Origin of the sequence: Streptomyces sp. M2CJ-2, assembly GCF_016757295.1 — a bacterium.
Taxonomy (GTDB): domain Bacteria; phylum Actinomycetota; class Actinomycetes; order Streptomycetales; family Streptomycetaceae; genus Streptomyces.
Genome location: NZ_JAESIF010000010.1, coordinates 1 through 21,230 on the forward strand (window position 1 = coordinate 1; position 21,230 = coordinate 21,230).

Annotated in this window: 16 protein-coding genes; 8 read left to right on the forward strand and 8 right to left on the reverse strand. The window is 71.3% G+C overall.

Annotation, left to right across the window (positions count from 1 at the left end):
* From JL475_RS11030 to glgB, 3 genes are all read left to right on the forward strand, one after another.
* Positions 1 to 190 (forward strand): alpha-glucosidase C-terminal domain-containing protein (locus JL475_RS11030; protein ID WP_202277367.1); only part of this gene is annotated, 190 nt, incomplete at its 5' end.
* 93 nt (positions 191 to 283) lie between these two features.
* Positions 284 to 1,726, forward strand: coding sequence for a maltokinase (locus tag JL475_RS11035; RefSeq protein ID WP_202277368.1), 1,443 nt, complete (start codon positions 284 to 286; stop codon positions 1,724 to 1,726).
* A gap of 114 nt (positions 1,727 to 1,840) precedes the next feature.
* The gene (gene glgB / locus JL475_RS11040; protein ID WP_237406841.1) at positions 1,841 to 4,264 is read left to right on the forward strand and encodes a 1,4-alpha-glucan branching enzyme; all 2,424 of its coding nucleotides are present in this window, start codon (positions 1,841 to 1,843) and stop codon (positions 4,262 to 4,264) included.
* Between the two features lie 15 nt (positions 4,265 to 4,279).
* Here glgB and JL475_RS11045 read toward each other — a convergent pair whose 3' ends face one another.
* The 4 genes from JL475_RS11045 to JL475_RS11060 all read right to left on the reverse strand — a co-directional run bounded on the left by JL475_RS11045 (position 4,280) and on the right by JL475_RS11060 (position 8,982).
* Positions 4,280 to 6,562 (reverse strand): AAA family ATPase, encoded by a 2,283-nt coding sequence (locus tag JL475_RS11045; protein WP_202277504.1) that lies wholly within the window; start codon positions 6,560 to 6,562, stop codon positions 4,280 to 4,282.
* A gap of 133 nt (positions 6,563 to 6,695) precedes the next feature.
* Positions 6,696 to 7,010 (reverse strand): co-chaperone YbbN, encoded by a 315-nt coding sequence (locus JL475_RS11050; RefSeq protein ID WP_202277370.1) that lies wholly within the window; start codon positions 7,008 to 7,010, stop codon positions 6,696 to 6,698.
* A gap of 14 nt (positions 7,011 to 7,024) precedes the next feature.
* Positions 7,025 to 7,453: a MerR family transcriptional regulator gene (locus tag JL475_RS11055; protein WP_202277371.1), complete on the reverse strand. Its 429-nt coding sequence runs from the start codon at positions 7,451 to 7,453 to the stop codon at positions 7,025 to 7,027.
* 134 nt (positions 7,454 to 7,587) lie between these two features.
* A complete protein-coding gene (locus JL475_RS11060; protein WP_202277505.1) occupies positions 7,588 to 8,982 on the reverse strand; it encodes a cation:dicarboxylase symporter family transporter in 1,395 nt (464 codons plus the stop codon).
* A 156-nt stretch (positions 8,983 to 9,138) separates the two neighbouring features.
* Between JL475_RS11060 and JL475_RS11065 the strand changes: the two genes are divergently transcribed.
* The gene (locus JL475_RS11065; RefSeq protein ID WP_202277372.1) at positions 9,139 to 10,809 is read left to right on the forward strand and encodes a sensor histidine kinase; all 1,671 of its coding nucleotides are present in this window, start codon (positions 9,139 to 9,141) and stop codon (positions 10,807 to 10,809) included.
* Positions 10,806 to 11,489 carry a response regulator gene (locus tag JL475_RS11070; protein WP_202277373.1) on the forward strand — a complete coding sequence of 228 codons (684 nt, stop codon included), beginning with the start codon at positions 10,806 to 10,808 and terminating at the stop codon, positions 11,487 to 11,489. The genes JL475_RS11065 and JL475_RS11070 overlap by 4 nt, the downstream gene beginning before the upstream one ends.
* A 242-nt stretch (positions 11,490 to 11,731) precedes the next feature.
* On the opposite strand, the gene JL475_RS11075 is transcribed toward JL475_RS11070, so the two are convergent.
* A complete protein-coding gene (locus tag JL475_RS11075) occupies positions 11,732 to 12,757 on the reverse strand; it encodes an ATP-dependent 6-phosphofructokinase (protein ID WP_202277374.1) in 1,026 nt (341 codons plus the stop codon).
* Between the two features lie 277 nt (positions 12,758 to 13,034).
* Between JL475_RS11075 and pta the strand changes: the two genes are divergently transcribed.
* The 3 genes from pta (at position 13,035) to pyk (ending at position 17,843) form a co-directional block, all read left to right on the forward strand.
* Entirely contained in the window at positions 13,035 to 15,137 is a 2,103-nt protein-coding gene (gene pta, locus JL475_RS11080; RefSeq protein ID WP_202277375.1) for a phosphate acetyltransferase, read from the forward strand.
* Positions 15,134 to 16,342 (forward strand): acetate kinase, encoded by a 1,209-nt coding sequence (locus JL475_RS11085; protein ID WP_202277376.1) that lies wholly within the window; start codon positions 15,134 to 15,136, stop codon positions 16,340 to 16,342. Before pta ends, JL475_RS11085 begins: the two co-directional genes overlap by 4 nt.
* Positions 16,343 to 16,415: 73 nt before the next feature.
* On the forward strand, positions 16,416 to 17,843 hold the full coding sequence (pyk, locus tag JL475_RS11090) for a pyruvate kinase (protein WP_202277377.1): 1,428 nt from the start codon (positions 16,416 to 16,418) through the stop codon (positions 17,841 to 17,843).
* A gap of 90 nt (positions 17,844 to 17,933) precedes the next feature.
* Here the strand turns inward: pyk and JL475_RS11095 are convergent, their stop codons facing one another.
* The 3 genes from JL475_RS11095 to JL475_RS11105 form a co-directional block, all read right to left on the reverse strand.
* Positions 17,934 to 19,289 (reverse strand): hypothetical protein, encoded by a 1,356-nt coding sequence (locus JL475_RS11095; RefSeq protein ID WP_202277378.1) that lies wholly within the window; start codon positions 19,287 to 19,289, stop codon positions 17,934 to 17,936.
* The gene (locus tag JL475_RS11100) at positions 19,279 to 19,881 is read right to left on the reverse strand and encodes a DUF6114 domain-containing protein (protein ID WP_202277379.1); all 603 of its coding nucleotides are present in this window, start codon (positions 19,879 to 19,881) and stop codon (positions 19,279 to 19,281) included. Before JL475_RS11100 ends, JL475_RS11095 begins: the two co-directional genes overlap by 11 nt.
* Positions 19,882 to 19,998: 117 nt before the next feature.
* A complete protein-coding gene (locus JL475_RS11105; RefSeq protein WP_202277380.1) occupies positions 19,999 to 20,634 on the reverse strand; it encodes a DUF6230 family protein in 636 nt (211 codons plus the stop codon).
* Positions 20,635 to 21,230 lie beyond the last annotated feature (596 nt).

Below are 21,230 nucleotides of genomic sequence, written 5' to 3' on the forward strand. Positions count from 1 at the left end.
GGTGCTCTGCGTGAACAACTTCTCCCGCTTCGCCCAGCCCACCGAGCTCGACCTGAGCGCCTTCCAGGGCCGGCACCCGGTCGAGCTGTTCGGTGGGGTGCGCTTCCCCGCCATCGGCGAACTGCCGTATCTGCTGACCCTGGGGGGCCACGGCTTCTACTGGTTCCGGCTGCGCGGGGACGCCGCGTAGCACCCACCGACCCCGGGTGGGGCGGTTTCCCCCGCGCCGCCCGGGGCACGCATCAGTAACACCCCGACGATCCGGGGAAAGGACGCGACTGAAATGTCGGAAGCCGTCATACGTACGGTCGCACCCCCGCCCGGCCTCCTTGCGTCACTGGATCCGCTGCTGCGCGAGTGGCTGCCGCGACAGCGCTGGTTCGCGGGCAAGGGGCGCCCGGTCACCGGGTTCACCCTGGTCGCGGCCACCGAGTTACGTCCGCCCAGCGCCAGGCTGGGCCTGTACCACCTGCTCGTCCGCACCCACCAGCCCGCCCTGTCCGCCCGGGGCGGGGCCGACCGCCCCGGCGACTGCTACCAGCTGCTGCTGGGGGTGCGCGAGGCGCTGCCGCCCAGGCTCGCGCCCGCGCTGATCGGACACCTGAGTCAGGGCCCACTGACCGGGCGGACGGTCTACGAGGCCCTGTACGACACCCGGCCCGCCGAACTGCTCCTGGAGGCCCTGCGCTCCCGGGCCCGGATCGGCGGGCTGCGCTTCGAGCGGGACCCGGGGCAGGAGATCGCGTCCGGTCTGGTGCCGCGACTGATGACCGTCGAGCAGTCGAACTCGTCCGTCGTCTACGGAGATACGTTCATTCTGAAGCTGTTGCGCCGGATCGTGCCCGGGATCAACCCCGACCTGGAGCTGCCGCTGGCGCTGGCCCGCGAGGGCTGTCCCCGGGTGCCCCCGCCCACGGCCTGGCTGCTGGCAGAGCCTGACGAGACCGGCGCCACCGGCGGTCGTGGTGCCGCCGGGGCGCCGGCCGCATCCGAGCCGTATGTGCTGGGCGTGCTCCAGCCCTTCGTGCGGGGCGCGACGGACGGCTGGGAGCTGGCGCTGCGGGAGCTGGCCAAGGGCGAGGACTTCGTCGCCGAGGCGCGGGCGCTGGGGCGGGCCACCGCCGAGGTGCACACCGCGCTGGCCCGCGCGCTGCCGACGGTCACCCTGGGCCGGAGCCGACTGCGGCACATGGTCGCCGGAATGGCCGAGCGGCTGGGGGCGGCGGCGCAGGCGGTGCCCGCGCTGCGGCCGTACGCGGACGGGCTGGGCTCGGCGTACACGGCGCTGGGCGACCTGGCCGCCGAGGGGCAGACCTGGACCGCCCAGCGCGTGCACGGCGATCTCCATCTCGGCCAGTGCCTGCGGTCCCCGGCCGGAGAGTGGTCGCTGATCGACTTCGAGGGCGAACCGGCACGGCCGCTGGCCGAGCGGCGGATGCCGCAGCCCGTGGTACGGGACGTGGCCGGGATGCTGCGGTCCTTCGACTACGCGGCACGTTCCGCGGATCCGCCGCAGCCGGACTGGGCCGTGCGGTGCAGGGCGGCGTACTGCTCCGGCTACGCGCAGACCGCGGGCCGGGACCCGCGCACCGATCCGGTGCTGCTGCGCGCGTACGAGACGGACAAGGCCGTCTACGAGGTGCTGTACGAGGCTCGGCACCGCCCCGAGTGGCTGCCGGTCCCGATGGCCGCCGTACGCCGCCTCGCCGACCCCGGACCAGGGTGATCCGGTGATCCACACGATTCACTTCCGTCCGCCCCGCACGTCGACCAGGAGGCTCCGTCCGTGACCCCCCGTCCCGAGTCCAGCGGTTCGCATCCGGAGCAGCCGGCCGAGCAGATGTCCCGGAAGGCCACGGTGAGGAAGGCCGCCGTGCAGAAGGACGCGGCGGTGAAGCGGGCCGCCGGGAAGAAGACCGGAGCCGGGAAAGCCGGGGCGGCGCAGGCCGCCGGGAAGAAACCCGGGACGAGGAACGCCGGAACGAAGAGGGCAGGAGCGAAGAAGGCCGCGGCGCGGAAGGCCGTCGGCGGGCCCCCGGCCGCCGGGCGGCCCGCGCCGCCCGAGGCGGAGGTCGCGGTCTCCCCCGCCGTGGGCACCGACGACCGGGAGCGGCTGCTGAACGGCACGCATCACGCCCCGCACTCCGTGCTCGGCGCGCACCCGGTGCCCGGCGGGGTCGTGTTCCGGACGTTCAAGCCGTACGCCCGGGCCGTGTCCGTGGTCTCCGGGGGCCTCACCGCCGACCTGCACGACGACGGGGGCGGGTTCTTCTCGACGCTGCTGCCGTTCCGGGAGGTCCCGGCGTACCGGCTGCTCGTGACGTACGAGGAGACGGTGCGGGAGGTCGAGGACGCGTACCGTCTGCTGCCCGCGCTGGGCGAGTTCGACCTGCATCTGATCGGCGAGGGACGGCACGAGGAGCTGTGGACCGCGCTCGGCGCGCACCCCATGACCCACCAGGGCGTGAGCGGCACCCGCTTCACCGTGTGGGCGCCGAACGCGCGCGGGGTGCGGGTGGCGGGCGGGTTCAACTTCTGGGACGGCACCGGGCACCCGATGCGGTCGCTGGGCTCGTCCGGGGTGTGGGAGTTGTTCGTGCCGGAGGTCGGCGAGGGCGAGCTGTACAAGTTCGAGATCACCCGCCCCGACGGTTCGCGGACCCTGCGCGCCGACCCGATGGCGCGCCGCACGGAGGTCCCGCCGGCCACCTCGTCCGTCGTCACGTCCTCGCGGTACGAGTGGGGTGACGCACAGTGGCTGGAGCGGCGGGCCGGCGTGCCCGTGCACGAGGCGCCGTTCTCGGTGTACGAGGTGCATCTGCCGTCCTGGCGACCTGGCCTGACGTACCGTCAACTGGCTGATCAACTCCCCGCGTACGTGAAGGACCTCGGGTTCACCCATGTCGAGCTGATGCCGGTCGCCGAGCATCCCTACGGTCCGTCCTGGGGCTACCAGGTCACCGGGTTCTACGCGCCCACGGCCCGGCTCGGCACCCCGGACGACTTCAGGTACCTGGTGGACGCGCTGCACCGGGCGGGCATCGGGGTGCTGATGGACTGGGTGCCGGCACACTTCCCGCGCGACGAGTGGGCGCTGGCCGAGTTCGACGGCCGGCCGCTGTACGAGCACGAGGATCCGCTGCGGGCCGCCCATCCCGACTGGGGGACCCTGGAGTTCGACTTCGGGCGGCGTGAGGTGCGCAACTTCCTGGTCGCCAACGCCGTGTACTGGTGCGAGGAGTTCCACATCGACGGGCTGCGCGTGGACGCCGTCGCCTCGATGCTGTACCTCGACTACTCGCGCGAGCCCGGCCGGTGGACTCCGAACGAGCACGGCGGCCGGGAGAACCTGGACGCGGTGGCGTTCCTCCAGGAGATGAACGCGACGGTGTACCGCAGGGTGCCGGGGGTGGTGACGATCGCGGAGGAGTCCACGGCCTGGGACGGGGTCACCCGGGCCACCCATCACGGGGGCCCGAGCGGTTTCGGCGGGCTCGGTTTCGGGCTGAAGTGGAACATGGGCTGGATGCACGACTCACTCCGGTACATGAGCCACGAACCGGTCCACCGCAAGTACCACCACGGTGAGATGACGTTCTCGATGGTGTACGCCTACAGCGAGAACTACGTCCTGCCGATCTCGCACGACGAGGTGGTGCACGGCAAGCGGTCCCTGGTGTCGAAGATGCCCGGCGACTGGTGGCAGCAGCGTGCCGACCTGCGCGCCTACCTCGGCTTCATGTGGGCCCACCCGGGCAAGCAACTACTGTTCATGGGGCAGGAGTTCGCGCAGGGCGCCGAGTGGTCGGAGGCGCACGGCCCGGACTGGTGGCTGCTGGATCCGGCCTACGGCGCGGAGGCCGACCACCGCGGGGTGCGCGATCTGGTGCGCGACCTCAACACCGAGTACGGGCGCACCCCCGCGCTGTGGCGGTGCGACACCGAGCCGTCCGGCTTCCGGTGGGTGACCGGGGACGCCGCCGAGGACAACGTGGTCGCCTTCCTGCGGTACGACTCCGACGGCTCCCCGCTGCTCGCGGTGTCCCACTTCGCCCCCGTCGTCCGGCACGAGTACCGCGTCGGTGTCCCCGACGACGTGCCCGCCTGGCACGAGGTCCTGAACACCGACGCGGCCCGCTACGGCGGCAGCGACGTGGGCCGGCCGGACCCGGTCAAGCCGGAGCCGCAGGGGTGGCACGGCCTCCCGGCGAGCATCCGGCTGACCCTGCCGCCCCTGGCGACGGTGTGGCTGCGCCCGGCCTGAGCCCTGACGGGTGCGCTACGCCAGGGCGTCGGCCAGCGGCTTCGGCAGCGGCCCGGTGTGCAGGACGCCGAGCCGCTGGGTGGCGCGGGTCAGTGCCACGTACAGGTCGCTGGTGCCGTAGCGCCCCGGCTCGACCACGAGGACGGCGTCGAACTCCAGCCCCTTGGCCTGCCGCGGGTCGAGCAGCACGACGCCCTGTGTCAGATCGGGTTCGGCGCCGGCCGTCACCCCGTCCAGCCGGGCGGCCAGCGCGCGGTGCAGATCGCGCGGGGCGACGACGGCGAGCCGGCCGTCCTGCGGTCCGCCGAGTTCCGCGACGGCCTCGGCGACGGCGCCGGACAGGTCGTCGGTGGCGCGGGCCCAGGGGCGCACGCCGGTGGCGCGGACCGAGCCGGGCGGCTCGAAGCCGGGGTGTTCGGCGCGGACCACGGCCGCCGCGACGTCCATGATCTCGGCCGGGGTGCGGTAGTTGACGCCCAGCCGGGTGTGCTCCCAGCGGTCCTCGACGTACGGGGCGAGGATGTCCTTCCAGGAGCCGACACCGCCCGCCTCCGACGTCTGCGCGGGGTCGCCGACCAGGGTCATCGAGCGGGTCGGGCTGCGCCGCATCAGCAGCCGCCAGGCCATCGGCGACAGCTCCTGCGCCTCGTCGACGATGATGTGCCCGAACGCCCAGGTGCGGTCCGCCGCGGCCCGTTCGGCGGCGCTGCGGTGGTCGTCCTCCTCGTGCCGTTCGGCGAAGCGCTCGGCGTCGATGATGTCGTGCGCGGACAGCACCTCGGAGGACTCGGGGTCGCCCTCCTCCTTGTCCTCGAACTCGAAGGTCCGGGAGGCGTACGACACGTCCAGTACGCCCTGCGCGTAGGCGATCTGCGTGCGCCGCTCGCGGTCGGCCCGTTCGCGCGCCGGCCGGTCGTCCTCGCCGAGGAGTTCGGCGGCCTCGTCGAGCAGCGGCACGTCGGCTACGGTCCAGTGCCTGGTCACCGGGCGGCGGATCGCGGCGGCGTCCTCGGCGGGCAGGAAGCCCTCGGGCTCGGCGAGGAAGTCGGCGACCAGCCGCTGCGGGGTGAGCAGGGGCCACAACCGGTCGAGGGCGGACCACACTTCGGGGTTCTCTGCGAGTTCGTCGCGGATCTGGGTGATGTCGCTGGGGTCGAGCAGATTGGAGCCGTCGTAGGGGTCGGTGCCGATGCGTTCGGCGACCATGTCGGTGAGCGCGTTGAGGATGTGGCCCTCGAAGTACTCGCGGGACGCGTTGTGCGGCAGCCCGGCGGCGCGGGTGCGTTCCCGGGCGACCCGGACCAGGCCGTCGTCGAGCATCAGGATCTCGCGATCGTGCTCGATGGTGACCACCGGGTCGGGCAGTGCCTGCCGGGTGCGGACGACCTCGGCGAGGACGTCCGCCATGTCCGCCCGGCCCTTCACGGCGGCGGCCTCGGGGGTGTCCGCCCGGGTGGCCCGCACACCGGGGAACAGCTCGCCGACGGTCGAGAGGAGCACCCCGGTCTCGCCGAGGCTGGGCAGCACCTCGCCGATGTAGCCGAGGAACGCCGGGTTGGGTCCGACGATCAGGACGGCGCGGCGGGCCAGCAGTTCGCGGTACTCGTAGAGGAGGTAGGCGGCGCGGTGCAGGGCGACCGCGGTCTTGCCGGTGCCGGGGCCGCCCTCGACCACCAGCACACCCCGGTGCGGGGCGCGGATGATGCGGTCCTGGTCGGCCTGGATGGTGCGCACGATGTCGCCCATGCGGCCGGTGCGCGCGGAGCTGAGCGCGGCGAGCAGCACGGCGTCGCCGGTCGGGTCCTCGTGGCCGGTGCGGGTCTCGTCGCCGAGGTCGAGGATCTCGTCGTGCAGGGCGGTGACCCGGCGTCCCTCGCTGGTGATGTGCCGACGGCGCCTGAGGCCCATCGGGGTGTGGCCGGTGGCCAGGTAGAAGGGGCGGGCGACGTCGGCGCGCCAGTCGATCAGGACGGGGGTGCGCTCGGCGTCGTCGGCGCGCAGACCGATCCGGCCGATGTGGTGGGTGTCGCCCGAGGAGAGGTCGATCCGGCCGAAGCAGAGGGAGCCGTCCACCGCGTTCAGCGCGGCGAGCAGCCCGGACCGCTCGGCGACGAGGATGTCCCGCTCCAGCCTGGCCTGCATGGGCGTGTCGCCCTGGCCGAGCGCGTCCGTGACGGACACCTCGGTGTCGCCGCGCAGGGCGTCCACCCGTGCGTACAGTCCGTCGATGAATTCCTGTTCCTGTCGGAATTCATGGTCCGGAAATTCGCTGTTTGACAATTCCGCTCCCGCCCGGATACACTGTGCCTACTGAACTTCACTGTGACTTGCCGCAATTGAAGTCGCAAGTCAATGAATATACGCACCGAAAACCCCCGGGCGCAATTACCCGGGGGTTTTCCCGTGTCCGGTACCGGCGCGGGACGGCGGCTCAGATCACCTCGGCCAGTTCCTCCAGCAGCCGCCGCTTGGGCCTGGCGCCCACCATCGACCGCAGCGGCTCCCCGTCCCGGAACACCATGAACGTCGGCATCGACAGCACCTTGTACGCGTTGGTGGTCGCCGGGTTGGCGTCCACGTTCAGCTGCACGACCTTCAGCCGCTCGCCCTGCTCGGCGGCGAGCGCGCTCAGCACCGGCACCATCTGCCGGCACGGCGGACACCAGTCGGCGGTGAACTCCACCAGCACCGGCAGCTCGGCTCCGATCACCTCCGTCGCGAAGTCCGCGTCAGTCACTTCCATCACGCCTTCCGCCCTGCTCATCCGTGCCGCCCTCCGAGTTCGCACACCGGTTCCGGACCTCCCGGAACCGCAGCGTCGACGGCCAACTCGTCCCGCGCCCTCTCCGCCCGGGCCAGCTGCTCCCCGACGCTCGCCCGTACGGTCTGCAGCTCGCCGATGAGCGTGTCGAGTTCGTCCAGCTTGCGCCGGTAGACCGCGAGCGACGCGGGGCACGAGTCGCCCTCGGGGTGCCCGGCCCGCAGACACTCCACGAACGGCCGGGTCTCCTCCAGCTCGAACCCGAAGTCCTGGAGCGTCCGGATCTGCCGCAGCAGTTTCAGGTCGTTCTCGTCGTACGTCCGGTGGTTGTTGCCCGTACGCCGCGCGGGCAGCAGTCCCCGTGACTCGTAGTACCGCAGCGTCCGTGTGGTGGTTCCGGCGCGTGCGGCCAGCTCGCCGATTCGCATACCGGTGAACGTACGCCTTGACGTCGGCGTCAGGGCAAGACCGGGCGGGGCGGCGAAAGAGCCGAGCGGCCGGGCTCACGGGGGAAGGAGTCCGGCCGCTCGGCGGCGGGGGAAGCCCGGGAGGGCTGTGCGCTTCAGGCCTTGGCGAGTTCCTTCTCGCCGCCCGCTGCGGCGGGGGCCTCGGCGCGGTCGGCGGGGCCGGTGCCGTCGTGGTCGTCCAGCAGGGTGGTCTCGTCGAAGGGGATGGCCCCGGAGAGGACCTGGTTCACCCGCTCCTTGTCGATCTCCTTGGTCCAGGTGCCGATCAGCACCGTGGCGACCGCGTTGCCCGCGAAGTTGGTCAGGGCGCGGGCCTCGCTCATCAGGCGGTCGATGCCGACGATCAGGCCGATGCCGTCCACCAGAGCCGGCTTGTGCGACTGCAGACCACCGGCCAGCGTCGCCAGGCCGGCACCGGAGACACCGGCGGCGCCCTTGGAGGCGATCAGCAGGAAGAGCAGCAGCGTGATCTGCTCGCCGATCGCCATCGGCGTGCCCAGGGCGTCGGCGATGAACAGCGAGGCCATGGTCATGTAGATCATGGTGCCGTCGAGGTTGAAGGAGTAACCGGTCGGGACGGTGATGCCGACCACCGGCTTGCTGACGCCCACGTGCTCCATCTTCGCGATGAGCCGCGGCAGCGCCGACTCGGACGAGGAGGTGGACAGGATCAGCAGGAACTCACGGCCCAGGTACTTGAACAGGCTCCAGACGTTCAGACCCGCGACGATCCGCAGCAGCGCGCCGAGCACCACGAAGATGAACAGCGCACAGGTGATGTAGAAGCCGAGCATCAGCACCGCGAGGCTCTTCAGCGCGTCCAGGCCCGCCGAGCCGGTGACCGCGGCCATGGCGCCGAACGCACCGATCGGGGCGGCCCACATGATCATGGCGAGGACCCGGAAGACCAGCCGCTGGATGTGCTCGATACCCCGCAGGACCGGCTGGCCGGCGTTGCCCATGGCCTGCAGCGCGAAGCCGCACAGCAGGGCGACCAGCAGGGTCTGCAGGACCTCGCCCTGGGTGAAGGCGGACACGATCGTGGTCGGGATGATGCCGAGCAGGAACTCGGTGGTGTCCTTGGCCTCCGCGTCGACCTGGGCCTGACCGGTCTCCTTGACCGCGTCGGTGACCGCGAGACCCGTACCCGGGTCCAGGATGTTGCCGACGACCAGGCCGATGCCGAGCGCGACCAGCGACATGATCAGGAAGTAGACCATGGCGATACCGCCGACGGCACCGACCTTGGCGGCCTTCCGCACGGAGCCGATGCCCAGCACGATGGTGCAGAAGATGATCGGCGAGATCATCATCTTGATCAGGCTCACGAAGCCGGTGCCGATCGGCTTCAGCTCGACCGCGAAGTCGGGGGCTATCAGACCGACGGCGATACCGAGGGCGACCGCGATGATCACCGCGATGTAGAGATAGTGCGTGCGGTCCCGCTTCACTTTGGGAGCGGCAGGTGCCGTATCGGTGGTGCTGGTCACGGCGGCCTCCTTGATGACGTCGTCGGCATCGACCGGCGTGCGGCTCACGTCCGGGGGATGGGATTTCGGGGAACGCCGTGACTATGTCCCGTCTTGTGAGCGTGGTCACCCTTCCGTTCATTTAGTTCACGCCTGCACGGCAGGCACACTGTCGGGATGCGCATCGCCCTCCCCAGGCCCCGCAGTCTCGCGGGCCAGCTCTTCGCCATGCAGGCGGTGCTGATAGCGGTCCTCGTGGTGGGATACGCGCTGTTCAGCTACTTCAGCGACCGCGGCCAGGCGGAGGAGGCGGCGAGCCACCAGGCACGGGCCGTGGCCCTCTCGGTGGCCGACTCCCCCTCGGTACGCGAGTCGATCCGTACCTCCGATCCCTCGGCCACGCTCCAGCCGTACGCGCTGGCGGTGGTGCGCGACACCGACGTCGACTTCGTCACGATCATGAACCCGCAGGGCATCCGCTGGACCCACCCCGACCCGCACCAGCTCGGCCTGCCCTTCCGCGGCCACACCGCGCCCGCCCTGGCGGGCCGGACGTTCACCGAGACCTACACCGGCACCCTCGGCCCGTCCGTCCGCGCGGTCACCCCGGTCCGGGACGGCGACCGGATCGTCGGCCTGGTCAGCGCGGGCATCCGGGTCGAGGAGATCAGCCAGCGCGCGCAGGCCCAGCTGACGGCCCTGCTGGCGGTCGCGTCCGGTGCGCTCGGACTGGGCGCGATCGGCACGTACGTCATCAACGCCCGCCTGCGCCGGCACACCCACGGAATGAACGCGAGGGAACTCAGCCACATGCACGACTACCATCAGGCCGCGCTGCACGCCGTGCGTGAGGGGCTGCTGATGCTGGACGGGCAGTACAGGGTGGCGCTGATCAACGACGGTGGCAGGGAGCTGCTGGGGGTGGCTCCGGAGGAGGACGTGGTGGGCAGGTCGGTCGCGGAGCTCAGCCTCCCGACGCCGCTGACGGGCGCGCTGCTCGCCTCGGAGCCCCGGGTGGACGAGGTGCATCTCACCGCGGACCGGGTGCTGGTGGTGAACACCTCACCGGTGTCGGGCGGTGAGCGGCGCGGTTCGGTGGTGACGCTGCGCGACGTGACCGAGCTCCAGTCGATGATGGGCGAGCTGGACTCGGAGCGGGGCTTCACGCAGGCACTGCGCTCGCAGGCGCACGAGGCGGCGAACCGGCTGCATACCGTCGTCTCGCTGATCGAGCTGGGCCGGGCCGAGGAGGCGGTGGACTTCGCGACCGCCGAGCTGGAACTCGCCCAGGCGCTCACCGACCAGGTGGTGGCGGCGGTGGGCGAGCCGGTGCTGGCCGCACTGCTGCTGGGCAAGACGGCCCAGGCCCACGAGCGGGGTGTGGAGCTGGTGGTCTCGCCGGCCAGCCGGCTGGACGACGGGCTGCTGCCGGACAGCCTGCCCGCCCGCGACCTGGTCACCATCCTGGGCAACCTGATCGACAACGCGGTGGACGCGGCGCAGGGCGGCATCAGTGCCCGGGTGACGGTCACGGCCCTCACCGACGCCGGCACGGAGCTGATGCTGCAGGTGTCCGACACCGGTCCGGGCGTGGCCCCGGACCACACCGAGGCGGTCTTCCAGCAGGGCTTCACGACCAAGCCGTCGGGGCCGGACGGCCGGGGGCTGGGGCTGGCGCTGGTACGGCAGGCGGTGCACCGGCACGGCGGCGCACTGACGGTGACCTCGGCGGAGGAGGGCGGCGCCTGCTTCGAGGTGCGGCTCCCGCTGCGTCCCGCCTGCGTGGCCACGGCCGGCAGCGGCACGGACGCGAAGAGCGTCGGCTCCGGCACGGGAGGCGGGGCATGACCGACAGACCCATCCGCGTCCTGGTGGTGGAGGACGACCCGGTCGCCGCCGACGCCCATGTGATGTACGTCGGCCGGGTGCCCGGGTTCGTCGTGGTCGGCAAGGCGACGACGGGCGCCGAGGCCCGCCGGGCACTGGAGCGCACCCCCGTCGACCTGCTCCTCCTCGACCTGCATCTGCCCGATGTGCACGGACTGCAGCTGGCCCGCTCCCTGCGGACGGCCGGACACCACGCGGACGTCGTCGCGGTGACGTCGGCACGGGACCTCGCGGTGGTGCGCGAGGGGGTGTCGCTGGGCGTCGTCCAGTACGTGCTGAAACCGTTCACCTTCGCGACGCTGCGGGACCGCCTGGTGCGGTACGCCGAGTTCCGCGCGGCCGTGGGCGAGGCCAGCGGCCAGGCCGAGGTGGACCGCGCGCTGGCCACCCTGCGCGCCCCCGGACCGGCCGCCCTGCCCAAGGGCCTGAGCGCACCGACCCTGGAGCGGGTGACGGTGGCCCTGCGTGACGCAGGTGAGGGCCTGACCGCGAGCGGGGTGGCGGAGGCGGTGGGCATCTCCCGCATCACCGCCCGCCGCTACCTGGAACACCTGGTGGACGCGGGCCGCGCCGCCCGGCGCCCGCAGTACGGGACCGTGGGGCGGCCGGAGTTGCAGTACCGGTGGGTGACGGGGCGGTGAGGTGCTGAGGCACCGGAGCCTTCACCGGGTACGGGTGCCCTGCCCACGCCCCGCACCGCGCGTCCCGCAGGCCCGGGTGGTGCGGGCGCTCGCGGCCTGTCCGCTCCCCAGCTTCCGCTCCGCCTCGACCGGCTCGACCGGCTCGACCGGCCGTTCCCGCTGACGATCCTCTTCGTACCGGGTCCGCCGACCACCGCGATCACGGTCCCGGTTTCGGCGCCGGGCGGGGCGGCCGGCGCCGGTCAGAAGACCGACTCGGCCTCGTCCATGCGGTCCTGCGGGACCGTCTTCAGTTCGGTGACGGCTTCCGCGAGCGGGACCATCACGATGTCGGTGCCGCGCAGCGCGGTCATTCGGCCGAACCGCCCCTGGTGCGCGGCCTCCACCGCGTGCCAGCCGAAGCGGGTGGCGAGCACCCTGTCGTACGCGGTCGGCGTGCCACCGCGCTGGGTGTGGCCGAGGATGACCGGCCTGGCCTCCTTGCCGAGGCGGCGCTCCAGTTCACCGGCGAGCGCCGTGCCGATGCCCTGGAAGCGCTCGTGGCCGAACTTGTCGATCTCGCCCTTGCCGTAGTCCATGGTGCCCTCGGCGGGGTGGGCGCCCTCGGCGACGCAGATCACCGCGAACTTCTTGCCGCGGGCGAAGCGCGCCTCGACCATCTTGACCAGCTGGGCCGGATCGAAGGCCCGCTCGGGCAGGCAGATGCCGTGGGCGCCGGCGGCCATGCCGGACTCCAGGGCGATCCAGCCCGCGTGCCGGCCCATGACCTCGACGACCATCACCCGCTGGTGGGACTCGGCGGTGGTCTTCAGCCGGTCCATCGCCTCGGTGGCGACGCCGACGGCGGTGTCGAAGCCGAAGGTGCGGTCGGTGGAGGAAATGTCGTTGTCGATCGTCTTCGGGACGCCGACCACCGGCAGTCCCGCGTCCGACAGCATGCGGGCGGCGGTGAGCGTGCCCTCGCCGCCGATCGGGATGAGCACGTCGATGCCGAAGTCGCGGATCATGTCGGAGGCGTTCTCGCAGGCCTCGCGGAGCCGGTCGCGCTCCAGCCGGGAGGAACCGAGGATGGTGCCGCCGCGGGCCAGGATGCCGCTGACCGCGTTGAGGTCGAGGGTCCGGTAGTGGCCGTCGAGCAGACCCGCGTAGCCGTCCTCGAAGCCGATGACCTCGTCGCCGTAGTTGTCGACCGCTCGGTGCACAACCGACCGGATCACGGCGTTCAGGCCGGGGCAGTCGCCGCCTGCGGTGAGAACTCCGATACGCATCGTGTTGTCGTCTCCTGGTCGCTGTGTATACCGGTGAGCCAACTTCGATTGTTCCATGCCGCCCGGCACGCCGGGCCCGCCGTCCCGGCCGCCCACCGGTTCCCCGCCCCGGCCCCCGTGCCCCGGGCTCTGGGGGCCGCACCCACGGGCGGACGCCCCCCACCAGCGCCGGAGGTACTGTCGAAGGGGATCGGCTCGCCTCGGCGAGCGCGGCGTACGGGCCGGATCCCGCAGGGCCGACAAGCACCGCGAGACCCCCCGACGAAACGGAGCACGCGTGACCCGCAGTGTGTACGTGACCAGCATCGAACGAGGCGACGGCCGCCAGGTCGTCGAACTGGGGGTCATGGAACTCCTGACCCGGCAGGTCGACCGGGTGGGCGTCTTCCGTCCCCTGGTGCACGAAGGCCCCGACCGCCTCTTCGAGCTGCTGCGCGCCCGCTACCGGCTCACCCAGGACCCGGCGACCGTCTACGGCATGGACTACCAGGAGGCGTCCGCCCTCCAGGCCGAACGCGGCTCCGACGCACTGGTGTCGACGCTGGTCGACCGGTTCCACGCCGTCGCCCGCGACTACGACGTCGTCCTCGTCCTCGGCACCGACTACGCCGACACCCAGTTCCCGGACGAGTTGTTCCTCAACGCCCGCCTCGCCAACGAGTTCGGCGCCTCGGTGATCCCGGTCGTCGGCGGCCGCAGGCAGAGCTCCGAGTCGGTGCGCGACGAGACCCGCAACGCCTTCCGCGCCTACGAGACGCTGGGCTGCGACGTGCTCGCCATGGTGGTCAACCGGGTGGCCGTCGAGGACCGGGACGAGATCGCCGAGCGGCTCGCCTCCCGGCTGCCGGTGCCCTGCTACGTCCTGCCCGACGAACCCGCGCTGGCCGCCCCCACCGTGGCCCAGATCGCCCACACCCTGGGCGCGAAGGTGGTGCTCGGCGACGACTCCGGGCTGGCCCGCGACGCCCTGGACTTCGTCTTCGGCGGCGCCATGCTGCCCAACCTCCTCGCCGCCCTGACCCCGGGCTGCCTGGTCATCGCCCCGGGCGACCGCGCCGACCTGGTCGTCGGCACGCTGGCCGCGCACAGCACCAACACGCCGCCGATAGCCGGGGTGCTGCTGACCCTGGACGAGGTGCCCGACGACCGCATCCTCACCCTCGCCGCCCGTCTCGCCCCCGGCACCCCGGTGCTGTCGGTGCCCGGCAACAGCTTCCCCACCGCCGAGCAGCTGTTCTCCCTGGAGGGGAAGCTGAACGCGGCCACCCCGCGCAAGGCGGAGACCGCGCTCGGTCTCTTCGAGCGGTACGCCGACACCGCCGACCTCACCCGGCGGGTCTCCGCACCCAGCAGCGACCGCGTCACGCCGATGATGTTCGAGCACAAGCTGCTCGAACAGGCCCGCTCCGACCTCAGGCGGGTCGTCCTGCCCGAGGGCGGCGAGGAGCGGGTGCTGCACGCGGCCGAGGTGCTGCTGCGCCGGGGCGTGTGCGAGCTCACCCTGCTGGGACCGGTCGACCACATCCGCAAGAAGGCCGCCGACCTCGGCATCGCCCTCGGCGACACCCAGCTGATCGACCCGGCCACCTCCGAGCTGCGCAACGCCTTCGCCGAGAAGTACGCCGCCCTCCGCGCCCACCGCGGGGTCAGCGTCGAGCTGGCCTACGACGTCGTCTCGGACCCGAACTACTTCGGCACGCTGATGGTGGAGGAAGGTTTCGCCGACGGCATGGTGTCCGGCTCGGTGCATTCCACGGCCGCGACCATCCGGCCGGCCTTCGAGATCATCAAGACCCGGCAGGACTCCTCGATCGTGTCCTCCGTCTTCTTCATGTGCCTGGCCGACCGGGTTCTGGTCTATGGCGACTGCGCGGTCAACCCCGACCCGGACGCCGAGCAGCTCGCCGACATCGCCGTGCAGTCGGCGGCCACGGCCGCGCGGTTCGGGGTGGAGCCGCGGATCGCGATGCTGTCGTACTCGACGGGTACGTCCGGCTCCGGCGCCGACGTCGACAAGGTGCGCGAGGCGACCGAGCTGGTGCGGGCCCGCCGCCCCGACCTCAAGATCGAGGGGCCGATCCAGTACGACGCGGCCGTGGAGCCGTCGGTCGCGGCGACCAAGCTGCCGGGCTCCGAGGTCGCCGGACAGGCGACCGTGCTGATCTTCCCCGACCTGAACACCGGCAACAACACCTACAAGGCCGTGCAGCGCTCGGCCGGCGCGATCGCGGTCGGCCCGGTGCTGCAGGGTCTGCGCAAGCCGGTCAACGACCTGTCCCGGGGTGCCCTCGTCCAGGACATCGTCAACACCGTCGCCATCACGGCGATCCAGGCCCAGTCCGCCACGTCCTCCCCGATCGAGAAGGCAGCCATCCAGTGAGTACCCGCGTCCTCGTCCTCAACTCCGGCTCCTCATCGGTGAAGTACCAGCTGCTGGACATGAGGGACCGCAGCCGGCTCGCGTCCGGTCTGGTCGAGCGGATCGGCGAGCGGACCTCGCTGGTCCGGCACACGCCGCTGGTGTCGGGCGGGAAAACACGGGAGCGGACCGGTCCGGTCACCGACCACGACGCCGCCCTGAAGGCGATGGCCGAGGAACTGGCCTTCGACGGGCTGGGGCTCGACTCCCCCGAACTGGCCGCGATCGGGCACCGGGTGGTGCACGGCGGGATGCACTTCACCGAGCCGACCGTCGTGGACGACGCGGTGCTCGCCGAGATCGAGCGGCTCATCCCGGTCGCCCCGCTGCACAATCCTGCCAACCTGACGGGCATCCGTACCGCCACGGCGCTGCGCCCGGACCTGCCGCAGGTCGCCGTCTTCGACACCGCCTTCCACACCACGATGCCGGAGTCGGCCGCCCGCTACGCGATCGACGTGCAGACCGCCGACGAGCACCGCGTCCGCCGCTACGGCTTCCACGGCACCTCGCACGCGTATGTGTCCCGGGAGACGGCCCGGCTGCTCGGGAAGGCACCCGAGGACGTGAACGTCATCGTGCTGCACCTGGGCAACGGGGCGTCCGCCTCGGCGGTGCGGGGCGGGAGGTGCGTGGACACCTCCATGGGGCTGACGCCCTTGGAAGGACTGGTGATGGGTACCCGGTCCGGAGACATGGACCCGGCCGTCATCTTCCATTTGATGCGCGTTGGCGAAATGTCCGCCGACGAGATCGACACTCTTCTCAACAAGAAGAGCGGACTGGTCGGTCTGTGCGGTGACAACGACATGCGGGAGATCCGCCGCCGGGTCGACGCGGGCGACGAACAGGCGAAGCTCGCGTTCGACATCTACATTCACCGTCTGAAGAAGTACATCGGCGCCTATTACGCCGTTCTCGGACGGGTGGACGCGGTGGCGTTCACCGCCGGGGTCGGCGAGAACGCCGCTCCGGTGCGGGAGGCGGCCGTGGCGGGCCTGACGGAACTGGGTCTGGCGGTCGACGCCGAGCGCAACGGCGCGCGCGGTGACGGGCCGCGGCTGATCTCGCCCGCGGGTGCGCGGGTCGCGGTCGCCGTGGTACCGACGGATGAGGAAATGGAGATCGCCACACAGACCTACGCACTGGCCGGAAAGCGCAATTGAGCAGCGACTTTCTCATATGTATCTTCCGCCAGACGGAATATTCCGGAGCGAAACAAACCGATAGGATCGCCCCATGCGCCGTTCCAAAATCGTCTGTACTCTCGGCCCCGCGGTCGACTCCCACGAGCAGCTCGTCGCCCTGATCGAAGCCGGCATGAACGTGGCCCGCTTCAACTTCAGCCACGGCTCGCACGCCGAGCACCAGGGCAGGTACGACAGGGTCCGTGCCGCCGCCAAGGAGACCGGCAGGGCCATCGGTGTCCTCGCCGACCTCCAGGGTCCGAAGATCCGCCTGGAGACCTTCGCCGAGGGCCCCGTCGAGCTGGTGCGCGGTGACGAGTTCACCATCACCACCGAGGACGTCCCCGGCGACCGGACCATCTGCGGAACGACCTACAAGGGCCTGCCGGGTGACGTCTCCCGCGGCGACCAGGTGCTGATCAACGACGGCAACGTCGAGCTGAAGGTGCTGGACGTCGAGGGCACCCGGGTGCGGACGATCGTCATCGAGGGCGGTGTCATCTCCGACCACAAGGGCATCAACCTGCCCGGTGCGGCCGTGAACGTGCCCGCGCTGTCCGAGAAGGACATCGAGGACCTGCGGTTCGCGCTGCGCATGGGCTGCGACCTGGTCGCCCTGTCCTTCGTCCGGGACGCCAAGGACGTGGCCGACGTCCACCGCGTGATGGACGAGGAGGGCCGCCGGGTGCCCGTCATCGCCAAGGTGGAGAAGCCGCAGGCGGTGGCGAACATGGAGGACGTCGTGATGGCGTTCGACGGTGTGATGGTCGCCCGCGGCGACCTGGCCGTCGAGTACCCGCTCGAGAAGGTCCCCATGGTGCAGAAGCGCCTGATCGAGCTGTGCCGGCGCAACGCGAAGCCGGTGATCGTGGCGACCCAGATGATGGAGTCGATGATCACCAACTCCCGTCCGACCCGCGCCGAGGCCTCCGACGTGGCCAACGCGATCCTGGACGGCGCCGACGCGGTCATGCTGTCGGCCGAGTCGAGCGTGGGCGCGTACCCGATCGAGACCGTGCGGACGATGTCGAAGATCGTCCAGGCGGCCGAGCAGGAGCTGCTCTCCAAGGGCCTGCAGCCGCTGGTGCCCGGCAAGAAGCCGCGCACTCAGGGCGGTTCGGTGGCCCGCGCGGCCTGCGAGATCGCCGACTTCCTCGGCGGCAAGGGCCTGGTGGCCTTCACCCAGTCCGGCGACACGGCCCGGCGGCTGTCCCGCTATCGCGCCGTCCAGCCGATCCTGGCGTTCACCACGGACGAGGCCACCCGCAACCAGCTCGCGCTCAGCTGGGGTGTGGAGTCGCACGTCGTGCCGTTCGTGAACAGCACCGACGAGATGGTCGACCTGGTCCAGCAGGAGCTGGTCCGGCTCCACCGCTTCGACGAGGGCGACATCGTGGTGATCACCGCCGGCTCGCCGCCCGGCGTCCCCGGCACCACCAACATGGTCCGCGTCCACCACCTGGGCGGCCCCACCGGCTGACCCGTCCGCGTGCACACCACCGAGGGCGTCCCCTGAAGAAGGGGGCGCCCTCGGTGGTGTGCGGCTCCCGGAAGGGGCTGATGCCCGTACTCAGGTGACGTACTGATGCAGGCCCGGCACGTGCAGGGTTCCGCCGAACTGGCCGGCCTGCTGGACCGTCACATCGGTGAAGTAGATCAGGGGGATGTTGAGCGGCGGCGGGTTCTCGGGGTCGAAGGTGACCGGGATCAGCCCGAGCAGCTTGCCGGAGATGCGCTCCGTGTACATCACGGTGTCGCCCTCGCGGATGGTGGACGTCGAGCCCTTGGCCGCCTGCACGTGGTAGGTCCTGCCGATCGACTTGTCCTCGACCGTCTGGTGCAGGTCGCCGATGTCGGTGCCGTCGGAGATGACGTACTTCAGGACCTTCTTGACTTTGCCGCTCGCGGTCCGGACCTCGACGATGCCCTGGTAGTCGGCACCTTTCAGCAGCAGCGAACTGGCGTTCAGGAACCAGGGTTCGTCGGGCAGCGGGACCCCGTTGTCGACCCCGCCCTCGGCGTCGGTGGCGACCGGACAGCCGTCGAGGTCGGTCGCGGCACTCTCGGACGACGCGGACGACGCGGACGGGCTCGGCGAGGCGGTGACGGGACCCGCCGACTCCGGGGTCTCCGGGGCCGCCGGGGCCGCCGGGGTCTCGGCCGCCTCCGCCACCCCGGCCGCTGTGTCGGCGGCTTCCCCGGCAGTGTCCTTCGCGGTTTCGGTGGCCTTCCCGGCGGTCTCCTCCGCCTCGTCCTCAGCGGCTCCGCCCTCGTCCGCGGAGGCCGCCGGGGTGGGGCTCGGGCTCTCCTCGGCTTTCTTGTCCTCGGGGGGCAAGACGTCCTTGACGGCGCCCCCGATGTCCTCGAGAAGGTTGCGCGCGGTCTCCGAGGGTGCCGGTGCGGGTTCGCCCTGGTCGTCACCGGAGTCCTGCTCGCCCGGGGGCGCGGACGGGGCGGGCGCGGGCTCGGCCTTGTCGTCGGAACCTGAATCCTGTGAAGAGGACGAGCCGTTGTCCGCGCCCTGGTCCGGGCCGGGGTTCACGGTCCGGCCACCCCCGGCGGTGGCCGGGGGACCCGGCTCCGCGGCGGGTGCCTCGTCCGGGATCACCGGGTCGCTCGCCGGGACGGACGGGCCGGGCGCGGAGGACGCGTCGTCCTTCCCGGCGTTCTCCAGGGCCGCCACGCAGTCCTTGTACTCGTCGGCGGTCAGGTTCTTCGACTGCGGCTGGTCCTCGGCCTGGGCGAGAGTCGGTGTGAACCCCATTCCCATGAGGACGGCGGTCGGCATCGCCGCGAGGGCGATCGCTTTTCCGGCAGGCATGTGGAACCTGGTGAGCAGCGGCTTCTTGGGTGCCGCGTGGCGCGGCCCGGTTCTCACACGGAACGTCTCCACATCGGTCCCGCGGGTCACCTCGTCAGCCGGCACTGTGCCTCCCGTTCGCCCCGTTCGTCGGGCTCGTTCCTGACAGATCGTTCTCCGCCTGTGCCTCAGAAGCCTGGGAGGGACCCCCATCGCCCCTTGCCGTGGTGTCCTTCACGGATCCCGTGGCCGTGGTGTCGGGTTCCGCACCCTGCGGAAAGCCGCCCCGGCCCGGAAGGTCCGCCTGCGGCTCCTGCTCGGGCGGGACGCCCGGCGCCCACGAAACGGCCATCGCCCCACCGACCAGCGCAAGCAGGAAACCGATGATGAAGCCGCCGAAATTGGACACCGGAACGGAGACGAGCCCCAGCAGGATCGCCGCGACACCCGCGAAGACCCGGATGTGCTCCTGGACCCACAGGCTGATGCCCAGGACGACCAACAGCACCCCGATGATCAGAGACCCCGCGCCCGCGGTGGTCGCCATCGCCAGCGTCAGGTGACCGATCCGGAGATTCGCGTACGGGAAGTACATGATCGGAAAGCCGCCGAGCGCGACGAACAGGCCGGCCCAGAACGGCCGTGCGCCTCGCCAGGCACGGAACTGCTGCCTGCGGTGGGTGAACTGGCCGGAGGCGGCAGGAGTCTCGGCGCTCATGGAAAACAGCTCCCTGGTACGGCTTTGCTGTGGTGGTGATGTGCGCCGCGTGTGAAGACGCGGCGGGAAGGTGGACGGGCGGGGGCGCCACCGGCTCCCCCGCCCGTCATCGAGTGCTCAGTAGCACTCCTTGACCCCCGCGGACAGCGACATCTTCAGCCCGCTGAGCTTGAAGGTTCCGGCGGTGGTCGCCCACGCCGTCTGCTTCACCTTGGTCAGCGTGGCCGAGTCGGCCTGCTGGGCGAAGCCGTACGGGTTCGCCTGCTCGTTGCCGCCCTTCATGCCCGGACCCTTGCTGGCGTCCTTGGCGGCCACACCGATGTCGATGCCGTGGAAGGTGGCATCGGCCTGGAGGTCCGCGACGTCGATGTACAGGTTCTGCGCACTGACCGGAGTGTCGCCACCGCCGGCCTTCAGCGTCAGACTGACCGAGCCGAGCCCCGGGATGCCCGGGGTCACCACGGACTGGCACATGTTCGTGATCTTCGCGGACTTGAACGCCGAGACCGCGACGGGGTGAGCCGTCTTCTCGCCCTTCAGCGTGTAACCCTCGTCGAGCGCTCCGTACTGGGAGAAGCCCGTACCGTCGAGCCGGTCCGCCGTCACCTTGAACGACTGGCCGGAGACACTGAACGACGCGGCGAGAGCGCCCTGCGCGAGCGCGACGCCCATACCGGCCGTGACGGCCACACAGGGCACCATCACCACGGCGAACCGCTTCCATCTGGTCCCGCCACGCACCTGGGACTCCATATTTCCTCCTTCTCGGACGTACATCTCCTGCCCTGACGCACCGCCAACAGGCGGGCAGCCGGGCAGGGATGGGAGAAGTGCTACGTCCTCGGGAAGAAGAGCGCCGCACTCGGCAGCGCACGAAGCGCCCGAATCACCGGCGATCACCCCCGAGCGACAACCACTGGTCGCGCCTGACACGCATCACGCACAACCTGCTGGACAGGCTTCGCCGGGTGAGCGAAGACCCCCCTGCCCAAGAACCGGCTCCACTGCCGCCGGCTCTGCTCGGTGGGGACCCAGGAGCGCCCGCGTCCCGACCGGCTGTCGGAGTACGGGCAATGGACCGAGCGTCGCCGATCGTGGTGCATTCTCGCCGCCCGCACAAGGGGGTTCATTACTCGCCGGTAATGACTGAACGACCGGAGGGCGACCCGGCGACACCGGACGGCGACCCTCGGTGTCCTGCGGGGGGCGGACAAAACATTTGAAGCCCGGACGGAGTCCGACAGATCGACGTACGCGACTTACTCGCAGTAACAGCGGCCGCGCTTTGCCAAGTTTCGGCAAAGCGCGGCCGCACGGGCCTCCGGTCGGCCAATCTTTCACTCGGGCAC

Bases quoted from the DNA above. Each gene is read 5' to 3' on its own strand.
- JL475_RS11035 (WP_202277368.1), top strand. From the start codon at position 284: ATGTCGGAAGCCGTCATACGTACGGTCGCACCCCCGCCCGGCCTCCTT.
- glgB (WP_237406841.1), top strand. From the start codon at position 1,841: ATGTCCCGGAAGGCCACGGTGAGGAAGGCCGCCGTGCAGAAGGACGCG.
- JL475_RS11055 (WP_202277371.1), bottom strand. From the start codon at position 7,453: ATGCGAATCGGCGAGCTGGCCGCACGCGCCGGAACCACCACACGGACG.
- JL475_RS11065 (WP_202277372.1), top strand. From the start codon at position 9,139: ATGCGCATCGCCCTCCCCAGGCCCCGCAGTCTCGCGGGCCAGCTCTTC.
- JL475_RS11070 (WP_202277373.1), top strand. From the start codon at position 10,806: ATGACCGACAGACCCATCCGCGTCCTGGTGGTGGAGGACGACCCGGTC.
- JL475_RS11075 (WP_202277374.1), bottom strand. From the start codon at position 12,757: ATGCGTATCGGAGTTCTCACCGCAGGCGGCGACTGCCCCGGCCTGAAC.
- pyk (WP_202277377.1), top strand. From the start codon at position 16,416: ATGCGCCGTTCCAAAATCGTCTGTACTCTCGGCCCCGCGGTCGACTCC.
- JL475_RS11100 (WP_202277379.1), bottom strand. From the start codon at position 19,881: ATGAGCGCCGAGACTCCTGCCGCCTCCGGCCAGTTCACCCACCGCAGG.
- JL475_RS11105 (WP_202277380.1), bottom strand. From the start codon at position 20,634: ATGGAGTCCCAGGTGCGTGGCGGGACCAGATGGAAGCGGTTCGCCGTG.